23 protein-coding genes are annotated in these 21,000 nt (G+C 46.8%); 13 read left to right on the top strand and 10 right to left on the bottom strand.

Features of this window, described 5'->3' with window-relative positions; translation table 11 throughout:
* Positions 1-170: 170 nt before the first annotated feature.
* The gene (locus ACJ2PR_RS29195) at positions 171-1,184 is read left to right on the top strand and encodes a GH25 family lysozyme (protein WP_446879609.1); all 1,014 of its coding nucleotides are present in this window, start codon (positions 171-173) and stop codon (positions 1,182-1,184) included.
* 165 nt (positions 1,185-1,349) lie between these two features.
* Here ACJ2PR_RS29195 and ACJ2PR_RS29190 read toward each other — a convergent pair whose 3' ends face one another.
* Together ACJ2PR_RS29190 and ACJ2PR_RS29185 are read right to left on the bottom strand one after the other, a co-directional pair.
* The gene (locus ACJ2PR_RS29190) at positions 1,350-1,736 is read right to left on the bottom strand and encodes an NfeD family protein (RefSeq protein ID WP_446879608.1); all 387 of its coding nucleotides are present in this window, start codon (positions 1,734-1,736) and stop codon (positions 1,350-1,352) included.
* Positions 1,737-1,906: 170 nt separating this feature from the next.
* The gene (locus tag ACJ2PR_RS29185; protein WP_446879607.1) at positions 1,907-2,143 is read right to left on the bottom strand and encodes a hypothetical protein; all 237 of its coding nucleotides are present in this window, start codon (positions 2,141-2,143) and stop codon (positions 1,907-1,909) included.
* A gap of 534 nt (positions 2,144-2,677) precedes the next feature.
* On the opposite strand from ACJ2PR_RS29185, the gene ACJ2PR_RS29180 reads away from it, so the two are divergent.
* The 3 genes from ACJ2PR_RS29180 to ACJ2PR_RS29170 all read left to right on the top strand — a co-directional run bounded on the left by ACJ2PR_RS29180 (position 2,678) and on the right by ACJ2PR_RS29170 (position 6,649).
* Positions 2,678-2,992: a hypothetical protein gene (locus ACJ2PR_RS29180; protein WP_446879606.1), complete on the top strand. Its 315-nt coding sequence runs from the start codon at positions 2,678-2,680 to the stop codon at positions 2,990-2,992.
* On the top strand, positions 2,986-3,663 hold the full coding sequence (locus ACJ2PR_RS29175) for a type II toxin-antitoxin system HicB family antitoxin (protein WP_446879605.1): 678 nt from the start codon (positions 2,986-2,988) through the stop codon (positions 3,661-3,663). Before ACJ2PR_RS29180 ends, ACJ2PR_RS29175 begins: the two co-directional genes overlap by 7 nt.
* Positions 3,664-4,393: 730 nt before the next feature.
* The gene (locus ACJ2PR_RS29170; protein ID WP_446879604.1) at positions 4,394-6,649 is read left to right on the top strand and encodes a calcium-binding protein; all 2,256 of its coding nucleotides are present in this window, start codon (positions 4,394-4,396) and stop codon (positions 6,647-6,649) included.
* A 104-nt stretch (positions 6,650-6,753) separates the two neighbouring features.
* Here the strand turns inward: ACJ2PR_RS29170 and ACJ2PR_RS29165 are convergent, their stop codons facing one another.
* Both ACJ2PR_RS29165 and dxr read right to left on the bottom strand, forming a co-directional pair.
* Positions 6,754-7,068 (bottom strand): hypothetical protein, encoded by a 315-nt coding sequence (locus ACJ2PR_RS29165; RefSeq protein WP_446866539.1) that lies wholly within the window; start codon positions 7,066-7,068, stop codon positions 6,754-6,756.
* Positions 7,069-7,167: 99 nt separating this feature from the next.
* A complete protein-coding gene (dxr, locus tag ACJ2PR_RS29160; protein WP_446879603.1) occupies positions 7,168-8,364 on the bottom strand; it encodes a 1-deoxy-D-xylulose-5-phosphate reductoisomerase in 1,197 nt (398 codons plus the stop codon).
* Between the two features lie 113 nt (positions 8,365-8,477).
* Here dxr and ACJ2PR_RS29155 point away from each other — a divergent pair, with 113 nt between their 5' ends.
* Positions 8,478-8,660 carry a hypothetical protein gene (locus ACJ2PR_RS29155; protein ID WP_446856752.1) on the top strand — a complete coding sequence of 61 codons (183 nt, stop codon included), beginning with the start codon at positions 8,478-8,480 and terminating at the stop codon, positions 8,658-8,660.
* On the opposite strand, the gene ACJ2PR_RS29150 is transcribed toward ACJ2PR_RS29155, so the two are convergent.
* A complete protein-coding gene (locus ACJ2PR_RS29150; RefSeq protein ID WP_446879602.1) occupies positions 8,627-9,685 on the bottom strand; it encodes a glycerate kinase in 1,059 nt (352 codons plus the stop codon). The genes ACJ2PR_RS29155 and ACJ2PR_RS29150 overlap by 34 nt on opposite strands.
* Before the next feature lie 580 nt (positions 9,686-10,265).
* Here ACJ2PR_RS29150 and ACJ2PR_RS29145 point away from each other — a divergent pair.
* Both ACJ2PR_RS29145 and glsA read left to right on the top strand, forming a co-directional pair.
* Complete coding sequence (locus ACJ2PR_RS29145) at positions 10,266-10,589, top strand: carbon dioxide-concentrating mechanism protein CcmK (RefSeq protein ID WP_446856754.1); 324 nt, start codon at positions 10,266-10,268, stop codon at positions 10,587-10,589.
* A gap of 92 nt (positions 10,590-10,681) precedes the next feature.
* On the top strand, positions 10,682-11,590 hold the full coding sequence (gene glsA / locus ACJ2PR_RS29140; protein WP_446879601.1) for a glutaminase A: 909 nt from the start codon (positions 10,682-10,684) through the stop codon (positions 11,588-11,590).
* Here the strand turns inward: glsA and ACJ2PR_RS29135 are convergent.
* Together ACJ2PR_RS29135 and ACJ2PR_RS29130 are read right to left on the bottom strand one after the other, a co-directional pair.
* Positions 11,587-11,853 carry a hypothetical protein gene (locus ACJ2PR_RS29135; RefSeq protein ID WP_446866533.1) on the bottom strand — a complete coding sequence of 89 codons (267 nt, stop codon included), beginning with the start codon at positions 11,851-11,853 and terminating at the stop codon, positions 11,587-11,589. The two genes, glsA and ACJ2PR_RS29135, sit on opposite strands and share 4 nt — an antisense overlap.
* Positions 11,854-12,223: 370 nt before the next feature.
* The gene (locus ACJ2PR_RS29130; protein WP_446879600.1) at positions 12,224-12,598 is read right to left on the bottom strand and encodes a hypothetical protein; all 375 of its coding nucleotides are present in this window, start codon (positions 12,596-12,598) and stop codon (positions 12,224-12,226) included.
* Between the two features lie 667 nt (positions 12,599-13,265).
* Between ACJ2PR_RS29130 and ACJ2PR_RS29125 the strand changes: the two genes are divergently transcribed.
* The 4 genes from ACJ2PR_RS29125 to ACJ2PR_RS29110 all read left to right on the top strand — a co-directional run bounded on the left by ACJ2PR_RS29125 (position 13,266) and on the right by ACJ2PR_RS29110 (position 15,749).
* Entirely contained in the window at positions 13,266-14,492 is a 1,227-nt protein-coding gene (locus ACJ2PR_RS29125; RefSeq protein ID WP_446879599.1) for a hypothetical protein, read from the top strand.
* 303 nt (positions 14,493-14,795) lie between these two features.
* Entirely contained in the window at positions 14,796-15,068 is a 273-nt protein-coding gene (locus ACJ2PR_RS29120; protein WP_446866530.1) for a hypothetical protein, read from the top strand.
* Positions 15,065-15,436 carry a clan AA aspartic protease gene (locus ACJ2PR_RS29115; RefSeq protein ID WP_446879598.1) on the top strand — a complete coding sequence of 124 codons (372 nt, stop codon included), beginning with the start codon at positions 15,065-15,067 and terminating at the stop codon, positions 15,434-15,436. Before ACJ2PR_RS29120 ends, ACJ2PR_RS29115 begins: the two co-directional genes overlap by 4 nt.
* Before the next feature lie 67 nt (positions 15,437-15,503).
* A complete protein-coding gene (locus ACJ2PR_RS29110; RefSeq protein ID WP_446879597.1) occupies positions 15,504-15,749 on the top strand; it encodes a hypothetical protein in 246 nt (81 codons plus the stop codon).
* Positions 15,750-15,999: 250 nt separating this feature from the next.
* On the opposite strand, the gene ACJ2PR_RS29105 is transcribed toward ACJ2PR_RS29110, so the two are convergent.
* The 3 genes from ACJ2PR_RS29105 to htpG all read right to left on the bottom strand — a co-directional run bounded on the left by ACJ2PR_RS29105 (position 16,000) and on the right by htpG (position 18,855).
* Positions 16,000-16,497, bottom strand: coding sequence for a DUF3368 domain-containing protein (locus ACJ2PR_RS29105; RefSeq protein WP_446879596.1), 498 nt, complete (start codon positions 16,495-16,497; stop codon positions 16,000-16,002).
* Entirely contained in the window at positions 16,494-16,739 is a 246-nt protein-coding gene (locus tag ACJ2PR_RS29100; protein WP_446866526.1) for a UPF0175 family protein, read from the bottom strand. The genes ACJ2PR_RS29105 and ACJ2PR_RS29100 overlap by 4 nt, the downstream gene beginning before the upstream one ends.
* Before the next feature lie 109 nt (positions 16,740-16,848).
* Positions 16,849-18,855, bottom strand: coding sequence for a molecular chaperone HtpG (gene htpG, locus ACJ2PR_RS29095; RefSeq protein WP_446879595.1), 2,007 nt, complete (start codon positions 18,853-18,855; stop codon positions 16,849-16,851).
* Between the two features lie 207 nt (positions 18,856-19,062).
* Here htpG and ACJ2PR_RS29090 point away from each other — a divergent pair, with 207 nt between their 5' ends.
* Positions 19,063-20,367 (top strand): HEAT repeat domain-containing protein, encoded by a 1,305-nt coding sequence (locus ACJ2PR_RS29090; protein ID WP_446879594.1) that lies wholly within the window; start codon positions 19,063-19,065, stop codon positions 20,365-20,367.
* A gap of 356 nt (positions 20,368-20,723) precedes the next feature.
* Entirely contained in the window at positions 20,724-20,969 is a 246-nt protein-coding gene (locus tag ACJ2PR_RS29085; RefSeq protein ID WP_446879593.1) for a hypothetical protein, read from the top strand.
* Positions 20,970-21,000 lie beyond the last annotated feature (31 nt).

The raw sequence follows: 21,000 nt of genomic DNA, 5'->3' as shown, positions 1-21,000 counted from the left end.
ACGACAGATCTCCTAATGTCTAACGTCTTCTGTCCAATGTCTTCTGTCCAATGTCTTCTATTTAATGTCTCCAGCCCGTTCTTGCCGCAGGATCGCAATTAGCGTTTAAAATTTGGAATTCTGATCCGTTCAATTGAATTGATTAAAACAAGCAGTATAAAGGGGCAAACATGGCTTTAGAAGGAATTGACGTTTCATATTATCAAGGCGATATCGATTGGCCGACGGTGGCCAGTCAGGGCGTTTTTTATGGATTTGCGAAAGCAACCGAGGGCGCAAGCAGCAGTGATCCCTCATTTGCCAAAAATTGGGCTGGCATGAAAACATTCGGACTGGTGCGCGGTGCCTATCACTTCTTTCGAGCAGGCAAAGATCCGATCGTGCAGGCCAACAACTTTTTACAACAAATCAAAGGCAACTATGAGCCATCCGATTTACCGCCTGTTTTAGATTTAGAAATTTTAGACAACCTGGATGCCGCCACCGTGATCAATCGCGCCGCTCAATGGCTCACAGCGATCGAGTCAGCCACCGGACGCAAACCCCTCATCTACACCTACCCCGTCTTCTGGGAAGAAAAGCTGGGTAACACCACTCGATTTAGCTCCTATCCGCTCTGGATCGCCAACTTTGGCACCCGCGCTCCCTTTGTACCAAGCGCCTGGAAATCCTGGGTATTTCATCAATACTCCGAATCCGGAACCGTCAAAGGCATCGATGGCAATGTCGATCTCAATCAATTTAACGGCGATTTAGATGGGCTACAAAATCTGCTCAAGGGCAAGATTCCCTTAAGTGTGGGCTGCAAAGGTCAGGTCGTCAAAGAACTGCAAAACTTGCTCAACGCTAAAGGCTTTAATCTGGGAACGCCTGACGGTTCATTTGGCCCTCGCACCAAAGCCACTGTGATCACCTTTCAACAGTCTAGAAAACTCCCTGCGACTGGCGTAGTGGGTTCTGAAACCTGGGCCGCCCTGCTCTCTAATCCGTCACCCGCTCCCACACCGACCCCCGCACCAAAGCCAACTCCAGCACCAACCCCCGCACCCAGCATCAGTCTGATCAGCGTTGCCAAAAACTACCGATCGCTCCCGCATCAAGACCGGGCACTCGAATGGCTACAGGGGCAAGTTCCTAAAGCGACGATCGACGAATTCGCCAAGCGTTGGCGACAAAACAGTTAGCGTTGATAACTGTATGACAAAGGGTGCCCTCTGACTTTGCATTTCTGGCGGAAGCGCTGTTGCATCTTGTGACTACTGCTTCAACCAATGCGCGATAAAGAACACTCAACCCAAAACCTTTGTTTTCAGAAGAAGCTCTGGTAGCAGTAACTCTCTGAAAGCCCTTCAAGATGATGGTTTCTTGTTTTGATTAGTTGCTTCGCACACCAGAGTACAAAAGGCATTTTTAGCAGAGGTTTCTGGCAGATTTTTAACAGGTCGGGCGAACGGATCAGGGATGACATACTGTGTCAGAACATGTTGTCGAACGATCACATAAACAATGTCCCCTGGTACCAGGGTCACTTCTTCATAACAGCGAGCCGTCCACCAAGAGCCTTGATATTCAATTTGTCCGGCTCGTCGAGGTGAGATGGTCTGAGTGACGATCGCCTCTTGTTCCGGATTGGGTCTAAATGAGCTATTACACAGTTGGGCAGGTCGGAAAGCGACGGTAGAGGGTGCGGCTTTCGTTGAAGAAGGTTGCTGAATTAAGCCTTTGAGGTTCCACATAGACAACTCCAGTTTGAATAAATTGATTGAGAAGTTCCTAACCATTGAGTTCGTAGCTTTTGAGAATCTAACGATCGGGATGATTTCAATTTGCTTGATTCCACAACCTAGAGTGATTGCTTTATCGTGGGCTTGATACCAAGCATTTTCCAATTAGTGGCTGTCCAAGATTATGGAGAGGGTGACTCAGTGGGAGCAGCATCAGGTTGAAGAGGGGACGGTCGCTGGCTCATTAGCAGTGTAATCACCAGGGGTAGAGCCAACAAGAGGAGAATAAAACGAGCAGGATTGACATCATTTTCGATATCACGTTCTAATCCGCATTTGAGGCAGACATAGCGGGTCGATCGTTGAGGATCGCTAACAAACGGGCAGTTTCCTTGGTCACAATCAGAGGAACAGTTCATAAAAATCTCCTGTAGAAGTCTGGGAAAGAAGCATCTGTCTGTAAACCTTCTTTGTCCAAATCGTACACCAAAGTTTTTAGAAAAGCAATAAACGTCAAATATTTTCTAGAATTTTGATATCAGAGACTAGATTTAATTGATTAACAAGATATCAAGTTTGATACTAAAATCTTTAGAGTGAAAAATAAAGATGTCTAAAAAACCTTGACGATGATATCTCAGTTCGATATCATAGCTAAGACATGCATCAGAGTTTGGACTGACCTCTAACTTGTGCATCCATTCATCGGGCGGGTGACAGTCTACTGCTAACACCTTGGCCACAATCAGTAACGCTTTCTATCAAGGCTCTGGTATTTCCACGGAGCTTCAGGCTATGCTGATATAACTCTCTGCTGAAAACTTTTTGGTTGAGTGAGCAAGCAAATCTAACCTGAAGCAGTCCGCCTTGAAAAACTTTCTGAGTAGCGGTCACTCCTCATGGCTTGTTTGAGGTTTGTTGGTCAGTCCAAACTTCGATCGCTAATAATCTGAATGTGTATCTATCGCTATCCGCTAACGAATGAGCAAGAAGCAACGCTGGCATCTATCTACACCGACCCTCTCGTCCCTAACCTTCCTTGGACTAGGGTGTTGGAGCTTCTTAGATCGGTCAACAAGGTGCAGGTGGTTAGAGAAATGAATGGCAAAATCCAAATAATTTGGCTGGACTCTGATCACACTCGCTGCATTCACTTCCTAAATCGTCTACACGAAAGACACGTCAATGGATCTCAAGTCAGGCAGATTCGAGAATTTCTGGAGGACAGGTTGAAAATTAACCAAGGCGAGGACTGTGACCAATGCTGACTTATAGGGACTATACGGCATCACTCTGGGTGGATGAAGATGCAGGATTGATCTGTGGCAAGGTTGACAATATCAGTCGTGACTCTTTGCCCTTCCAGGGAAGAACTTACGAAGACGCTAAACAGGATTTTATAAAAACGATCGAGGCTTATATTGAGTTCTGTAGAAACGAGAATATTGAGCCTGAAAAACCAGTGACCTTCTCTGGCAAGTTACCCTTTCGCACGTCGTCAGACACTCATCGAGCGATCGCTCACAAAGCAAAACAGATGGGTAAGAGCATCAACACTTGGTTAGAAGAGTTGGCACTCAACGCTTTGAAAGAGCCAGAAACCAAGCAGAATCAGGGATCTGGTATTCCCTCTAAGCTCTTGGGTCAACTCGAAAGTCAGCCCGAACTGATGGAACACTTTTTTGATCAGATTGCTCCCCACCTCAAAAACGGTGGCCCCGTCGGGACGTTCAAATTTCTCGGCGCTGTCGAAAAGGTTTTGCCCGGTTTGAAAGCAATCAAATCCCATCTAAAAGCACCAAACCCTGAAGTAATGGGGAAGATCGTTCGTGAGATCGAAGCTTGGACAGAAGACGCAACTGAAGACTCAGAAGAACCAGTCCCAAAACGGTTTGTAAAAGAAGAACGAAGAACTGGACAATCTATCAGTCGAAAGTAAAGCTTGAGGAAGCTTTTTAGAGAAAGGAATTTTAAGCTTGAGCTTGGAACGATTCAGAAGATTGCTTCCTCATCTCCTTTTTCTTCTCTTACCAGGCTCCATCGCTGGCCCAAGACCAGAATTTTTAGCAAATAAGTGATGAGGGGTTAATCAGATTTAATCAGCCCAAATTACTGATAGAAAAATTACGCAGTAGCTCATTGAGTTTTTACTGATTTTTTACGTTGGTGAGTGACACGGTATCCTGGAAAACATAAAAGATAAGGAGCGCTCTTGTGCTAATTCCGCAACTTACACAGCTTAAGAATTGAGTTTCATCGAACTTTAGCCTTTCTAGACTAAGGTTTCTTTGCAATTTTTGTGCAACTGTCACAACCGTCACATTAAAATCCCTCCTCCAGAGACAAGCTGCCTTAGACTACTCAGTAATTCCCCTGATGTCCTTTCCGTGTGTTCAGAAAATACGTTCAGTCAGATACTAGTACAATGGTACTTACTGCAAAACTACTACAAAGTGTTACACTCTCTAGCAAGTGAAATCAGCGAAAAATAGAGTCAGGGCTGCTTCAACTCCGACCTAATGTCGCTTAGAAGATAAGCGCTCAACCTTTTTTGGAACAACGAGTTGTACCTCTGGACTATCTGGTGTCTTTGCTATCAGTCTGACATCTCCTAATGTTTGGACTCAAGGGCGATGGTCACTTGTTTTTAGGACAGGGTGCAGCGATCAGTGAGCAACTCATCTCTTCTCATTCTCCTTGCCAGCGACGTATTAGTCTGTCTTTATATCGATGATGATCCTCGCTTGGGGCAAAAGCGTCAGAGCCAGTGCCAACGTCTTTTACCCAAGTTCCATCAATATCGTCATATCAATACCCTGACCGTAACTCCTGCAACGCTGAACTATTTTCTGAGCAGTTTGGATGAAGACCGCATCCAGCAGATCAAAGAAGCGATGGAGGAAGATGGCATTGCGATTCCGCAGGACTATGCTTTTAGCAGGGTTGAGATTGATCAGCCTGAATCCTTGTATAAAGCAGAGCTAGAGGATGCGATAGACGCGATCGCAGATCAGCTATCTGTATTCATCACCTACAACTCACTTAGGTACATTGAGCATCTTAGCTATGGAGCTTTGTATATCTGGAATATCGAGAGTATCGAAGGGTTATTTGAGCGGCTAAGTCTTGAACACAACTACCAACTCTCTCCAACCCCAGTAGAAACTCATTCACAGGTCGATCAACCTTCTGCACAGTCTGAAGATGAGACACGTCGCGAGGTAATACCTTCGAGATTGAGAAGATTAGTAATCCATATGCTCATAACGGTATTGGGCAGCCAACTTCTTCAGCGTGACGATCGCTCTTCTAGCTCTCAACCGTCTCGTCAAACTCCCGGAAAGCCTACATTTGGTGAAGTGCCCCAAGAGAGGAGAGCGATCGAGTTTCATGCACCCACTACCAGTCAGTTAGGTAGTAACGCGGCATTGAACGCCAATGAAAACATCATTAAGCAAGCAATTGTAGATAAGCTGATTAGTGCTAATGGTAAAGGATTAAATCAAGCATTAAATCGAGGTGTGCAATTTTCTGGATTAGGATTGGCATCTCAAATTTTGACGAACTACGATCGCTCTGATGCTTCATCTAAAACAATACAGGAGTCATCTGCCCCCATCCCTTCATCTTCAGCGCAGAACTACAACTTGATCGCATTGAGTAATGCACAAAACACCTCACTACAGCGCAGTGGCTCCTCTGATCGCGCCTCACCTGAATTTTTTGAATTGAAGAGCGATCGATCTGTTTCTATCCCTACCTCTTTCACGCTCACCAGCCGCAATTTCGATAACCCAAATGTGACAGACTTTGATGTCGCGCTGCTTTTGAGGCTTAATCCACCCGCAGAAACGCCACAATTGCCTTCCTCTCCATTCAATCAGACTGAGCCTGTCTCACAGATCAAGCCCATTATTAATTTAACACCGCCCAACGATCGTCCCAGCCCAGAGATTGACAAACCCACACCTCAAGAGCCAGAAAAACTGAATTCGACCGTCCCCCCTGACTTAATTGTGGCTTCTCCTCAAATCCTGGATGGTGCTGGAGGAATCCGCTCTTTTACGCTGACAGAAGGCCGTTACGAGGTCAGAAACTTTGGAGGGGTTGGCATCAGCAGAGTTTTCAGTAAAGTTCTTTCAGAAGACATTATTCCAGAAGTAGATACTCTTCAATTTCAGGGGTCACAACTGATTGCCAAAAATCTGCTCCTCGATCAGCAAGGGGCGGATCTGATCATGACATTTGAAGGAGTGCAAACTACAAGCATTCTTATCAAGAACTTTAACCTGGAAAATCTCGACAACTTCTTGACACTTAGCGATTCCCCGACACTTAGCGCTCCCCCGATCCTGTTAGGCAATATCCAATTTAACGGAGAATCCTCGATTCAAGACTCGTTTGATGTGATCAATGCGGATGCCATCATTACAGAAGTCTTTAACCGCAACTCAGTGACCTTCTTAAATAATTTAGACAACGAGGTGAAAGGACTGGACGATTCTAATGACGTGATGAACGGGCAGGGCGGAAACGACTTTTTACAAGGACTCGGTGGCGACGATATTCTCCGGGGGGGTGCAGGGGACGACATTCTTTGGGGCGGTACAGGGGCCGATATTCTCGATGGCGGAACTGGTAACAACGAATTAACGGGAGGTGACGGTGCTGATGTTTTCAGGCTGTGTCGGGGTGGATTTAGCGAAGTTACGGACTTTCAAGCAGGGATCGATCGCATCGGTTTGCCTGCGGATATCCAACTCAGTGAGGTGGCGATCGAACAGGGAACCGGACTCAACTCCAGCAGCACTTTGATCCGATTTAAGCCAGATGGCTCACTGTTAATGTCGCTATCGGGTATTGCAGCCAGTTCCTTAACAACCGATATCTTTTTGCCAAACGCTTCTAGCTTGATGAGAGAGTAGAAAACTGCAAAATTGAGCGTGCAGAATGCAGAACGTAGAAGCCGTAGCCGTTGGTCATTCTGCATTTAGCAACACCCAAAGAGCCGATTTTTCTACCTGAACGATTACAGGCTTCGATCGTCGTACTTTTGTCGCCAACAATGTTCGAGCAAATGGAACTCAGACAAGAGCCAGCATCGCTCTAGTTCTTGAACATGGTGATAGCGCTGAAATCGGGATGGTTTGAGAATAAAGGGCTGATTGGGGTGAAAAAGCGGTTGATTGAGGTACGCCCAAAATGGAAAGCGAACTTTCCGAACGTTCTCTGTGTGGGAGCGATCGTTCATGAGACTGTCTGAAGGATAAACGGCTGAAAATTGGCTATCGCAGTGATCACGGTCTATCTCGGCGGTAGCCCCAAGTAGAGATTCAAGAGACAAACCTCTATCTCAGGAATGATTTCAAAATCACCAATCAGCAGATCAGTATGGCACTTTATTTTTAACTTTCACAGAAAGATAGCTTGAAGTGTCAGGGTTTCATGGCTTGGCTAAGAAATATTCACGTTGAGTTGATGATTGGCTGGTCGTTAAAACGGCTTGTCTGGCCCATTGGTCAGCCGCGATGATGTCTTCTAGGCTGGGGTCTGACTTGTTTTGAGATTGGTAGCGATCGCAGGTCTCTTCGATCAGGCGAGGAATGTCCAGGAAGCGGATTTTTTCATCTAAAAAGAGGGCGACCGCTTGTTCGTTAGCGGCATTGAGAACGGCGGGTAAACAGCCTCCAGCGCGACCTGCGGCGTAGGCCAGATTCATACAGGGATATTTTTGGTGATCGGGCGATCGGAAGGTGAGACTGCCGACTTTGACCAGATCGAGACGTTCCCAGCCAGTGGGGATGCGATCGGGGTAGGACAATGCATAAAGGAGGGGCAACCGCATATCAGCCCAGCCCAATTGCGCCAATACGGAGGTATCCTGCAATTCGATCAGTGAGTGAATGATGCTTTGGGGATGGATGACGATTTCGATGTCGTCGTAGTCCAACCCGAACAAGTAATGCGCCTCAATGACTTCCAAGCCTTTGTTCATCAGGGTGGCGGAGTCGATGGTAATTTTGCGACCCATTGACCAGTTGGGGTGCTTGAGTGCGTCGGCGACGGTGACTTCAGAGAGGCGATCGACTTCCCAATCGCGAAACGACCCACCGGACGCAGTGAGAATAATCTTCTTTAGTCCATCTTGAGGAACGCCCTGCAAACACTGGAAGATTGCAGAATGTTCTGAATCGGCGGGCAGCAGTTTGACGTTGTGTTTTTCGACCAGCGGCAAGACGACCGGCCCGCCTGCAATCAGGGTTTCTTTGTTGGCGAGGGCGATGTCTCTTCCAGCTTTGATCGCGGCGATTGTGGGCAACAACCCAGCACAACCAACAATGCCCGTAACAACCGCTTCTGAGTCGCCATATTGGGCAACTTCGACAACGCCCGATTCGCCTGCCAGAATGATGGGTTGGGAATCGAGGTCAGCGATCGCCTCGCGCAGGTCTGATAATTTATCCTGATCAAAAATGGCGACGATTTGAGGACGAAACTGGCGAATTTGTTGGGCAAAGAGTTCGACGTTGCGGCCGGCCGCCATGCCAACGATACGAAACTGATCGGGGGCTTGGGCGACAATATCAAGCGTTTGCGTGCCGATAGAACCTGTTGAACCGAGAAGGGTGATTGCTTTCACGATCGCTGATCCGGTGATACTTTAGAGTTATCTTAAGGTTTTGTGGGACTCATTTAGCTGTTGGTGGTCAGGCTCACACTACTTTTTCAGGCTCACACTACTTTTTGATGAATATGGCGACTTCTAAACGTCAAAAAAGAGGGGATGCTTTGTTTTGGTTTGGCTGTCTGGGAATGGCGTATTTTAATGCGTTTTCTAGTTGGGAGATCGGTGGGAGCGTGAGATTGGGAGTGGCGATCGTGCCGATTCTGATTGGAGTTCTCTATGCAATGCGCCGCACGGCTCCGGGTGAATGATCGGGGTTAATTTCAATCACCAAATCGACGAATTCTGACTGGCTGACCAGAGGTTTGATAAACAATTGGGGATGCAACGCCTGCCAAAAGTACTCCACAAAGACATCAATTTCGGCATCTGACAGTCCAGGTTTACCTTGAGCGATCATTTTGTGTTCGGCTTCTTTGCGCCACGCTTTGCTCAAATGGTAATCGGGAACGTAGAGCACAATTAAGCGATCGAGATGTTCCCACAGCGGTAAGTAGTCGTGAAGCCGATCGTTCATATCTCGCGCAAAGGTGCGGTCGCTGGCTGTGACGATCGGATCGGGTGCCGTCTCAAAGTCACTCGCCTCAATAGAACGCACTCCTACAAACCAGCCTTCAAAGAGAACTATATCAACCGCTGAGACGAGTTTTGGATGAATGCGATCGCCTGCCCCCTGCCAGAGTGATTTGTCAAACTGAGGAATCTGAGTCTGTTGACCTTGCTTGAGTTGAGTGAGAATTTGTACGCCGAGTTTGGTGTCGTGCGTTCCGGGCGGGCCACGGTGAATGATGCGAGGATCTTGGGCTTGCAGGCGTTGGCGATCGTCGTAGGTCAGATATAAGTCATCCAGCGAGAAACTAACAGCATGGTATCCCAGGTGTTTTAGAATCAGTTTTAGAATTTCTGTAAGTGTTGTCTTTCCGGTTCCTTGTCCGCCCAAAAATCCTTGAATTAGAGGATTCGATTTAGCTCTGCGCCAGTCTGCGATTTGTATTGCCAACGGCAGCCATAAATTCCATAGTGTCTCATTCGCCAACCTGGTTATTTTAAGTTTGTTTTGGCACAACTCTAGAAATTCAGGATAGACTTTTTGGAACAACTCAATTCTCAAGAGCGTGGTTTCTGTAGCATTCTCTCTAGTGATTCCAAATGCGTTTGCGCGAATGTTATCTTGCAGTATTAGAGCTTCTAGCTGAGGCGCGATATCTTGCGGGTGACTCGAAGCGAGCGACTGTCCTGCAATTAATGCTTCTAGCAGTTGACTAAGTGATTTCATTTTGTGCGAGTTGATTTCTGGGATGAGTGTTTTTTAGGGTGCGACCGCAATTCCAAAATGACCCTAGAAGCTTACAAAGTGGGGAGAGGATCGCTAGATTTACAATTCTCGATCGCTTTGCTGTCATTCTCAATGAACATCGATTCTCTATGAAGTTGCATAGATTAGATCCCCCTAGCCCCCTCACAAAAGGGAACCGGACTCTTTTATTTTCCCTCCTTATATCAAATCAACGTTTACTTGCTACAGATCCTCGCCCCCTAAATCCCCCATTCTGGGGGACTTTGAGGAATTATCTGGCGCAGTCTATTTTCAATTTGGGATTCAAGGGATTAGGGGAGATTTAAAAAACGTGCAGCTTTACAGGGATTGGTACAAATCACGCAGGGAGACTTAAAGAAGTCGCAGATTCGCTAAATATGCTGTAGACTCCACTTTTCATGCCTACCCTTGCCTCTTCTCAAACCTTTTCCCCTGCTTTTTAAAGGCATCTCTGTTGAAGAAGCGCCATTTTTGACCAAAAGGTTGAGAAGCTGCGTAAAATGATTCTTGGTATCATCCGATCGGAAGGGAAATTGTCATGGCATATGCGGTGGGTATGGTTGAAGTGCGGGGATTGCCCCCAGCGCTGGCAGTTGCGGACGTAATGGTGAAAGCTGCCCGTGTTACCCTGGTCGAGATGGAAAAGGTGAGCGGCGCTTACATCACAATTATTGTTCGCGGAAACGTTTCTGAAGTTAAGATCTCAGTCGAGGCAGGCATCGCAGCGGCCAAAAAGATGACAGCCTGCAAAGAAGGCGACAAATTGTTCCTTTCGTCACATTACATTCCTCGACCTAACGAAAACTTGATGGCGGTTTTGCCGATCGACTACACCGACGAAACAGATGAGTTTAGAGTGTAGCCGTTGAAAACTGGCGATTTGGTTAGTTAGTCGATCGCAGACCGCCAAAAGCCAACTGCTCAAAACAAAGGCTAATCTTGAGAAATTTCTCAGTGGGACTGAATGCACTAACTCAGGCTGAACTATCTACATGGGTCGATCAAGCTAGAGTGCGGACGCAGTGGGGGCGACTGCCAGATTACATCCCGCTGTTGGCTCAAACCGACGCAAATGTGCTGGCGGTCAAGATTTTGGCGGGAGCAGGGCAAGAATGGTCAGTCGGAGAAAAAAAACAGCGATTTGCCTTGATGAGTGTGATCAAACCCTTTGTGCTGATGTTTTTGCTGGAGCAATCAGGAGCCGAAGAGGTCTTTAAATATGTGGGCATGGAGCCATCTGATCAGCCGTTTCACTCGTTGACACAACTGAGCCAAGATCGAGGTCATCCCCGCAACCCCATGCTCAACAGTGGCGCGATCGCTTTGGCGGCTCGACTCCCTGGCAGAGATGGCTTTTCTCGCTGCGAACAGGTGCGTCAGTGGCTCAACCATTCTGCAAACAGTCACCTCGTGTTGGATCGCAGAATGCTGGAATCGGTGCGATCGCTCTCGAATGAATCGAATCGAGCGATCGCCAAAATGCTGGCTCAAGCCGGAAAATTAGACCAGGTAGAAGTCGCTCTCGACACTTATAACCATATTTGCTGTCTGTCTGGCACGGTCGAAGATTTGGCACGTTTGGGGTTGTTGTTGTCCCAGCCTGGGGTCGTCACTCAGTCTCATCAGCAAATCGTCAATGCTTTGATGCTGACCTGTGGATTGTATGAGGCATCGGGTCAGTTTGCAGTCAAAATTGGGCTGCCAATCAAGTCGGGGGTGAGTGGGGCGCTGTTGGCGATTGTTCCGCGTCAGGGATCGATCGCGTGTTACAGTCCGGCGATCGATCCGATGGGCAATTCAGTAGCGGGGTTGTTTTTGTTGGAGAAGCTGTCAACCAGTCTGCATCTCAGCGTCTTTGGTTAGTCGGGGATGATGAGTGGATGCCAATAGGGGTCGTTCATTTCTTCGAGGCGGGCCATGTCTCCTTGGTAGTGAGCATTGATTTTTTCGGCTTTGGGCTTAAGGCGATCGGGGACGTAGCACAAATCAACGGGTAGCCCATGCCCCAACAAAAACTCAGCCAACTGGTCAGGATGAATCAAGATTCCTTCTTGGTGTAGTCGGGTCAGCAGTTCGGCAAAGGTGGGCCAGCGATCGAGGTCGTCATTGGGGGCTGGGTGATGCATGACAGGTGACGGCAAGAAGGTTGGAGAAGAGAGCGATCGCCTGGCTCCAGTTTGAAGACATGATCTGCATGATCTATGGTAGTGCTGAATACAATCGTTCGATTCCTGGGTTGTGAAAGTTAATCGATCGGTGAGTAAGAACTCATTTTGTTGATTTGGTTTGCAGGCGATTAAGAATGGCGCTACCAGATGAACTAAATCGCTTTTGATTTGGTAACGCCTGACTTTTTTGGAGTTGATTTTTAGGCGTTGCTGATTGAAAGGATGAATCTGTAGAGAAGTGTCAACTTTTCCGCCCTCTAAATCCCCCAAAATTGGGGGACTTTGAACATTTAGTTCCCCTTCGCATTGAGGCAATTCATCCCGTGGTTCAGCAATGCCGAATTGTTGTCTTGGTGTTGAGTTCCTCCACATAAATCAGGGCTGGATCATCCATCACAATGTCAAATCGAGTAAACGATCTCTGAAGTCGATAGGTGGGCAAAATGCGGATCAGTTGATATTCAGTCATCAAGTCACTGGTGCCATCCCATTTGAGCAGGGCCAATTGATTAGACACGATCTCGCTGAGTTGAGACACAAATTCTTGAATGCTATCGCCAATGTCGGGCAGAATGCCAGAGGCAACGATCAAAAACCGCTCCTGCAAATCCAAAGTGATCTGGACTCGATAACGTCTACCTGTCGAGAAGTGCAACTCAATGGTGAACGCTACCGAGTCAGGAAAAATAAGCCTGACTGCCATATGAATATGTTCTCCCTGGATTAGTACAAAGAGAACAAAAACATGGGAGCCATTATGCGACTAATGACGCTTGGGGCCTGATTCCAACCTTTCAGAACCCCACAGCAAAGCTGACGGTGTACAATCATGAACGCCTCCTGAGTTAGTGTGTTTAACAAGGGATGGAAGTCCTCGGAGTTCTGATCTGCCAATCAGTTCTTCGGGGCGCTCCTCCACCACTGCGGAGTATGATACACAAATTTTTCGCTTTTTGGAATCCTAAAAATCTTAATTTTGGTTAGCGTTCTTGTGGCGGCCGTTGAAGTCGATCGACGTACTCTATAAATCTCTCCACAAAATTTTAAGATTGAGACAGAAGGATTCAGAGCAATTTCGTTAGAGTCAGATACTACACGGAGAACTTTGGGACGATTAATGCGATCAAGTCACAATTATCCAAAACATTCATTAGAGGAGATTGCTAGCTTGCTGACTTGTCTATAAAGACGATTCACATAGGTTATTATTAATTTTCAGAGGCAGATTGCCAAGGGTTATCAATAAGATAGGGTATCAAGTCTGTATGGGTGCAGCTTAATTTTTCAACAAGCTATAATTAAAGTAGATATCTGAGAAGTCGCAGCAAAATAGTTAATTTAATGCTATCAGTGAGCAACAATTTCTTCTAATGAACATCCAAAATAATCTTTTCGGTTTATGCTCGAAAATCTACCTTAATGGTGAAGGCAACTTTTTTGATTTACAGTCTTTAGTCAACAAATTGCTTTTATTCGATACATTCATCTTGTATTCTCCAAATCTAAGAGAAATAGCATATTTAGTTAAAGCATTTGGATTTGAGGGTACGTTAGCATTATTGTCATCTGATGCTTTACGAATTTCCTGTGAGCTTCGTATTACAGCCCAAGTCGGACAAACTTCTTTTCTTGTTCCTAGCGGGAAGGCTCTACCTCTTGGTACTTACAGTGTTTCGTATGGGTTCTCAGCAGATAGAAGAAAATGGATTAGTGATAATCTCAGAAATGTTGGTACGGCAAACCTAAACAATAACCACACTAAAAAGCTTAAGCGGGCAGTTGTAGCCGCATTGGACAACAACTATTTACAAGATTTTGAGTCACAGCTCTTAAAACAAGTGAATGGTGACCTTGCTGGCAATAGAGGAATTGAGTCATCTACAGCAATCGTCTTGAAAAAAGAAAAAGGCCTTGATGTAAAACCTGATGATTTTTTGATTAAGCTTCATCAAGTTGATAACCAAATTTTTCAAGTAGAAACCAATTTAGGCGAGGTCTTTTCTTTAGATGAAGTGGAAGTTCATAAGATTGCAGAAAAAGCAGTTCTTGGTGTAGCTGGTCTAAATCAGCGGATAGCTGAGATGAAAGTACACAATGCAGTATCAGGTTTTCTAGAAGATGAGGCTCCTCTTCTTGAAGACAAGCTAGAGTTTCTTTTTCAATCAATTGATCCCCATCAACTTGAGGTAAATCTAAATCGTGTGCTTCGACTCAAGAACTGTCCTAGTATTATTTCTGAATCTCACCAAACAGTAGATGTAGAGAAGCTACTTGAGGTACGTGAAAGCCAGGAACTCAAAATATTTCGAGAATGGCTTAGGAAAATTGACAACGTTAGCGACTCTGAGATTGTCGAGCAGCTTAATGATATTCGTTCAAGATTAGGAGTTTTTGCACAAGGTAGTACCGGTAAAGCTTCAAGATTAGCAATCTCTACACTTGCTGGTCTTGTTCCCGGTGTAGGAGTAATTTCAGGCTTGGGCTTAGGAGTCGTTGACACTTTCCTTTTAGAAAAAGTTTTACCTTATTCAGGAGTAGTAGCTTTTGTGGACAAGCTATACCCATCTATATTTCAGCATCAGAAGATGCACTCATAGGCAGTTTGTTTCATAAACGATAAACAGCAAGCCAATTAATTTAAGCGAAAGGGTTGCGCCAGCAGCTTGATTAGCAAAATTGTGATGTGGAACCTCTAAAATATCAACTCTTTGTCACGTACATTTGTTCAGTGTAGTGATGTGAAACCTACTATCTGCCGATGATTAGGATCGTCACCCTACCCAATCAACGTGGCGGTAGTTGAAAGTTCTTGATCAAAGTTTGGGTCATCGAGTACCGCGATCGCAGATAAAACGATCGAAGCTAAAATATAGAGGCATGGTTGAAATGAGGTCAAGCTAATGACAGTTAGACAACCCCGCTATAGCAAAGAAGAGTTCGCTCGACGGGGGAATGAAATCTATGAAGCTCAGGTGCGTTTCCAAGTCGAAGCGGGCAACCACGGAAAGATTGTGGCGATCGATATCGAAACCGGAGCCTTTGCGATCGGCGACGATAGCCTGACCGCTGCCAAGCAACTGCTAAAACGCTACCCTGACGCGCAAATCTTTGGAATTCGGATTGGACATCGTGCCGTCCATCGCCTTGGGTTTCGCCCTACTGTATCTACATGATGATTGGAAGCGTGAATGCAAATCGAGAGGCAATTGTACAATTAGCGGTGCTTGGAAAAGATCAGCAACGCCAAGGAATTAGAGCAGTTATTGACACAGGATATACAGGTTTTCTAACTTTGCCATCTATCGTCATTACCACTTTAGGAATGACCTGGTACATGCAGCAAGAGGGTGTTTTGGGTGATGGCAGTCTATGCATGTTTAATGTCTACGAAGCCTCTGTAATCTGGGATGGGCAGGTTAGAACCATTGAAATCAACGAGTCAGAAACCGAGCCATTGGTTGGAATGGGTTTGCTTGAAGGGTATGAGTTGAAGATTCAGAGCATCGCTGGCGGATTGGTGACGATTACAGCATTGCCTTAAAGATTACTTGAGCGCATATCTAAGCCGATTTGTGCCCGTCCAGTCACCCGCCAAGAACGTAAAGCTTATGAGTCAGACCTCTGAAATGGATGATGACCTACGCCCCGAATACGACTTTACCCAAATGCCTGTTGTAGCGCGGGGTCAAGGACGTAAGCGATCGACCCTCACAGTTCAACTTGATCCTGACGTAGCCGTTATGTTTCCTGATGCTGCGGCAGTCAATGAAGCGCTGCGTCTATTGATGAGGACAATTCAACAGGCATCGACTCAGCAAAACGTACAGGATGCAACGACATCACAAGACAAATAGAGGTTCAGAGATTAGGCGATGCAAAATCACCGATAGTGTCAATTGCAAAAGATTATAAACCTTGATACGTAGTCCGCAATGAGAATGACATCACTACGGACTACAGATTTGGGAATTAGGAAGCGCGGGCCGTGAGCTTGGTTAACACCTGGTTCGATCTCGACACTTCTACTGGTTATGGTGATCGTTTGTATGTGAGCGATCGCCTGTTCATTTGATCGACTTGGGCGATCGCAGTTCTACCTGAACATCAAAGCAGTTCACCTTCATTAACAAGCCGTAAAACGCTATTGTATAAGGGATCAGCGACCCAGAACCCAGCTTGGTTGATCAAAGCATTCAATAAAGGCTTCACCTCAACAATCAAACCTTGACCTTTTGCCTCGACCAGAACGCCCAAAATCCCCACATATCGTAGATTGAGTCTAGCCGCCACCAATCGCCCTCGGCGTTCATCAATCAACATCTGATCAGCCTGAACTTCAACCGCTAGAGCAACCGCTTCAGCTTCGCCAACATCAAGTTCATTGCTAAGTGCTTCGACAATTGCGCGATTGCTAACCGCACGAGTTTGAATCCAATCAAAGGTTTGTACCTCGATTGCACCTGCGACCGGAAAGCTGGGATCAGTCAGTTCTCGATAAACAGCTTCAGGAATGAGAACTGTCCCATATAGTTGATGCAAAAGATGAAGTTGGTTAATGGCTGCAAGATTGTTGATGGGTGACGTGTCACTGACAATGATCACAGCCTACCCATCTCCCGCAAGTTTTTAATATCCTGCTCAAAATCTTCTACATCGTAATGGGCTGAGATGTGACGACTAGCGAGTAAGTGTTGAAAAGCAATGCGGTGCATCCCTGCAAACTGGCTAGCTTGAGCAAGTGTCAGCTTTTCTTTTTGAAAGAGCATGACTGCAATTTCCTGGCGCATTTCAGCTTCAGTCATGTGGGTTGCACTTAGAATTTCGTCAGAAACAACAATGCTCATAGCTACATTTCCTTCCCTGGGCCCTATTCTACGACTCCTACCACAGTTTCCTGCCAATGCTGGTAGTCCGCAATGAAAATGACATCACTACGGACTACAGATTTGGGAATTAGGAAGCGCGGGCCGTGAGTTTGGTTAACACCTGGTTCGATCGCTCCACAAATGCCTTCATGCCGTCTGCGTCAAAGCCTTTTTGGGCCATCAACGCCAGATCATAGACATGGTGACAGATCAGATTTGCCAACTCCGCAGAAGGAGACTGACCATCAGTTGTGGTAATGGCACCCTGACTCAAATTGATCACATTTTGAATCATTGGATGAGAGGTATTGATCAACAGAATGTGATCTTCAGGAAACTGCATCACTTGTTGTTGTAATAATGCATTCATCTCCTGCATTCGGCGCAGATGTTCGGGTAACAAGACCATTGCTGGCGGGGTGCTGGCAGGGTCGTCACCTTTGAGCGATTCCGTCCGAATGATCAGTTTGGGCTTGTTGAGCGCTTTTTGGAACAACGCTTTGATCTGTTCGCTGCGAGTCTGATTGGTCGTCGGATCGACGATTTCTGACTGATCTTTGTCGATCAGCGTGTCGTCCAATTCGGCATCGACTCGTGAGAATTTGATGTGAGAATATTCGCGTTCTAGAAACCCGACAAAGTGACTGTCGATAAAAGAATCCATGAACAGCACTTCTAAGCCTTGACTGGTGTGCAGTTGGATGTAGGTGGCTTGAGTGACTTCATCGGTGCAGTAAAAAACGCGATTCTCGTGGCGTTCTTTGTTGCGTTCTAGATATTCTTTGAGCGTTGTGTAAGATTTGCCGTCTACGACATTCGTTGTAGCGTTAGATGAGTCTTGCCAAGCGTCTCCTTCGGCAGTTTGCACTTCGACTTTGGGCGTATTGTCGCTCAGATTCGCGGTTGTGCGATAGATCAGAATATCTTCGATCTGCTTTTTGAATTTGTCGTCGTTGATCGAGCCAAATTTGACAAACGTTCCCAAGTCTTGCCAGCAGCGAATGTATTCTGCCCGATCGTCGCGATACAGTTCCTTTAGCCGATCGCCGACTTTCTTGGCAATGTAGTTGGCAATTTGCCGGACGGTACGATCGTTCTGCAAAAAGCTGCGCGACACATTCAGTGGAATATCTGCACTATCAATCACGCCTCGCAGCGGCAGCAAAAATTTGGGAATCACTTCTTCGCAGTTGTCGCTGACAAACACCTGATTGCAGAAGAGTTTGATCTGACCTTTACTCACATCCACATCGGGCTTGAGCTTGGGAAAGTAGAGAATCCCATTCACAACAAATGGATGATCCGTATTCAGATGCACCCAGAGCAAAGGATCTTCCTGAAACGGATAGAGATAGCGGTAGAACTCCAGATAATCTTCTTTAGTGAGATTGCGCGGAGACTCCTTCCAGGGGGCTTTTTGGCGGTTGATTTGTTCAGGAGCTTTGACTTCTTCGCCTTCGGTCGGTGGTTCGATCAGTTTGATCGAGAAGGGCATAAAGTCGCAGTAAGTTTTAATTAGCTGACGAATTCGGTAAGGTTCTAAGTATTCCAGTTCTTCGTCTTGCAGCGTTAGCGTAACTGTTGTGCCTCGCGTTGTACGATCGCTATCCGACAGTTTAAATTCAGTCGATCCATCACAAGACCAATTCACTGCTTGCGCGCCAGTCCGATATGAAAGGGTGTCGATCGTGACGTGTTTGGCCACCATAAACGACGAGTAAAAACCCAGACCAAAGTGACCAATAATTTGCTGATCGCTGGTTGCCTTATATTTCTCAACAAACTCCTCAGCGCTAGAGAACGCCACCTGGTTGATGTATTTTTTCACCTCGTCGGCGGTCATGCCAATGCCATTATCCGAAATCGAGAGAGACTGATTGGCTTTGTCGATCGCGATCACAATTTCTGGCTCGCCCACTTCACCCGAAAATTCATCCGAGTTAGACACCATTTTGAGCTTTTGAATGGCATCCACGGCGTTTGACACCAGTTCTCGAATAAAAATCTCGTGGTCAGAGTAGAGCCACTTTTTGATGATCGGAAAAATATTCTCAGTATGAATACTGATGTTGCCTTGTTCCAGAATGGTTGTCATAGTCAATTCCTGGTTACTCAGAAGACCTCAGACCCTATTTTGGTCGAAGAGGGTGCGATCGCTTCTATTGTAATGAGTACAGGTTTCCGATGCGGGAGATCGGATTTCCCTACCCGTCATTCAGGCCGCGCCGCTTGAGGAAAAATTGTTTCAAATGTGGGAAAGTAAAGCTGGAAACCTACATTTAGCCGATTTGATCGAAAAGCCGTGAACCAAAGCCATCGTGAAATTTTGCAGCAGGCACAACAGGCTGCCCAGCAGGAAGAGTGGTCGATCGTTAGCCAAGACCTTCAGCAACTTCTATTAAGTGAGTCTCAGGGTGCGATCGAGACACCCGTCGAACTTGACTCACTTCTAGATCTGGCGCTACAGGTTCTTGAGGGCGGCGACTTTCAGGATCGATGGGACGTTGCCAAAGTGTTTCCGACCCTGGGAAACCGAGCGATCGCGCCTCTCATTGCCCTTCTCGAATCTGACGCAGATTCTGAGGCTCAATGGTTTGCGGTGCGTATTTTGGGCGGGTTTGCTCATCCCGATGTGTTGGCGGCGATCGTGCGTTTGCTCAAAACCTCTGATCAAGAAGAACTGCGGGGTATGGCGGTGAGCGTATTGGTAGCTTTGGGAGAGGGGGCGATCGCAACTTTGCAAGGGTTGCTGCAATCCGATAAGACTCGTTTAGTCGCAGCCCAGGCGTTGACTCAGATGCGTCGTCCGGCAACCGTTCCTTTATTGCTAGAAGTGGTGAATGATGCTGATCCGCAGATTCGGGCGATGGCGATCGAGTCACTAGGGAGCTTCCATCATCCTGAAATTTCTGCGGCTTTGATCGGTGCGCTTCAAGATCCGATCGCTGCGGTCAGACGCGCTACCGTGATTGCTTTAGGATTTTGTGCCGCCGAAGCGACAGCGCTCGATCTCGTTGCTCACCTGCGTCCGCTGCTGTTGGATTGGAATCTAGACGTGTGCAAACAAACCGCGATCTCCCTGGGTCGATTAGGCAGTTTGGAGGCGATAAAAGCGCTTTTTCAATCTCTTCAGTCGATTCACACCCCCGAACCGTTGGCGATCGAGCTAGTTCGCGCTTTGAGTTGGGCAGGTCGATCAGAGGCGTTACAGTATCTCCATCGCGCCCTGATCCAATTGCCTTTGGCAGAAGCGGTACGTCAGGAGATTTTAGTCGTTTTGGGACGAGTCGATCAGCCTGACCTCAAACCCCAAGCCACCCAAATCTTGTTAGACCTGCTGACTCACGAAGCGGCTTTTGCGCGATCGACCACTGCCCGTCAATCTCTCGCCCTGGCCCTCGGACAATTGGGCGACCCCAACGCTGTCAACCCACTGATCGATCTGCTCGCTGATCCCAGTGTCAACGTCCGGCTGCATGTGATTTCTGCCCTCAAAACCCTCGCGCCTGACACAGCATACCAGCGATTAGAACAGCTATCTCAACGTGAGCGTGATTCAGAACTGGGACGAGGAGTTGCGATCGCCCTTCAAGAATGGAGACGCTAGGGATCGTGAATTAAACAACCTGTAATTCTCGCGGTTTCGCGTCGTTTAATTCGGCTTCTGCCCCCTAAATCCCCCAAATTTGGGGGACTTTGAACCGCGAAACTGCCTTAAATTCTAGAATGTCTGCTTTCTCAAAGTCCCCCAGACTGGGGGATTTAGGGGGCGAAGCAACCAGGCAATCATCGATCTTATTCAATTCACGATCCTAAGAACCCAAACAAAGCGTTGGATCTTTCAACCAGAGTGGGAACTGTAGTCACCAGGGTACGTGCGTCTCAACAGAGTTCTGATGTGAAACAGCTTGAGGTGAGTGTCCACCCCAACAACTTCAAGCGTTTGGTCACAAACTCAGCAGAATGACGGCTCTATTCAAAAACTTATTATCGCTGCGTGGAATTGAATATTTGACGCTCAATCAGCAGCTAGAAATCGTAGAAACCTCGATCGACGTTCATCAATACGCAGACACCTCAGATGGATTTGTCCCCGGAAAGCATTGTTGTCTGGGGTTGCCAGAGTTGTTTGGGGTCGAAGCTGATCTAGAGTCCGTCATACAAGGACAGCGATCGGACTTTCGCCTTAGTGCCTATCCGAAAACTTGAATTGCCCTGACGACAATACAAGCACAGGATA

The sequence above is a fragment of the Phormidesmis sp. 146-33 genome (assembly GCF_052939515.1).
The sequence above is the reverse complement of the archived record's forward strand: the minus strand, read 5'-3'. Positions and strand labels throughout refer to the sequence as shown.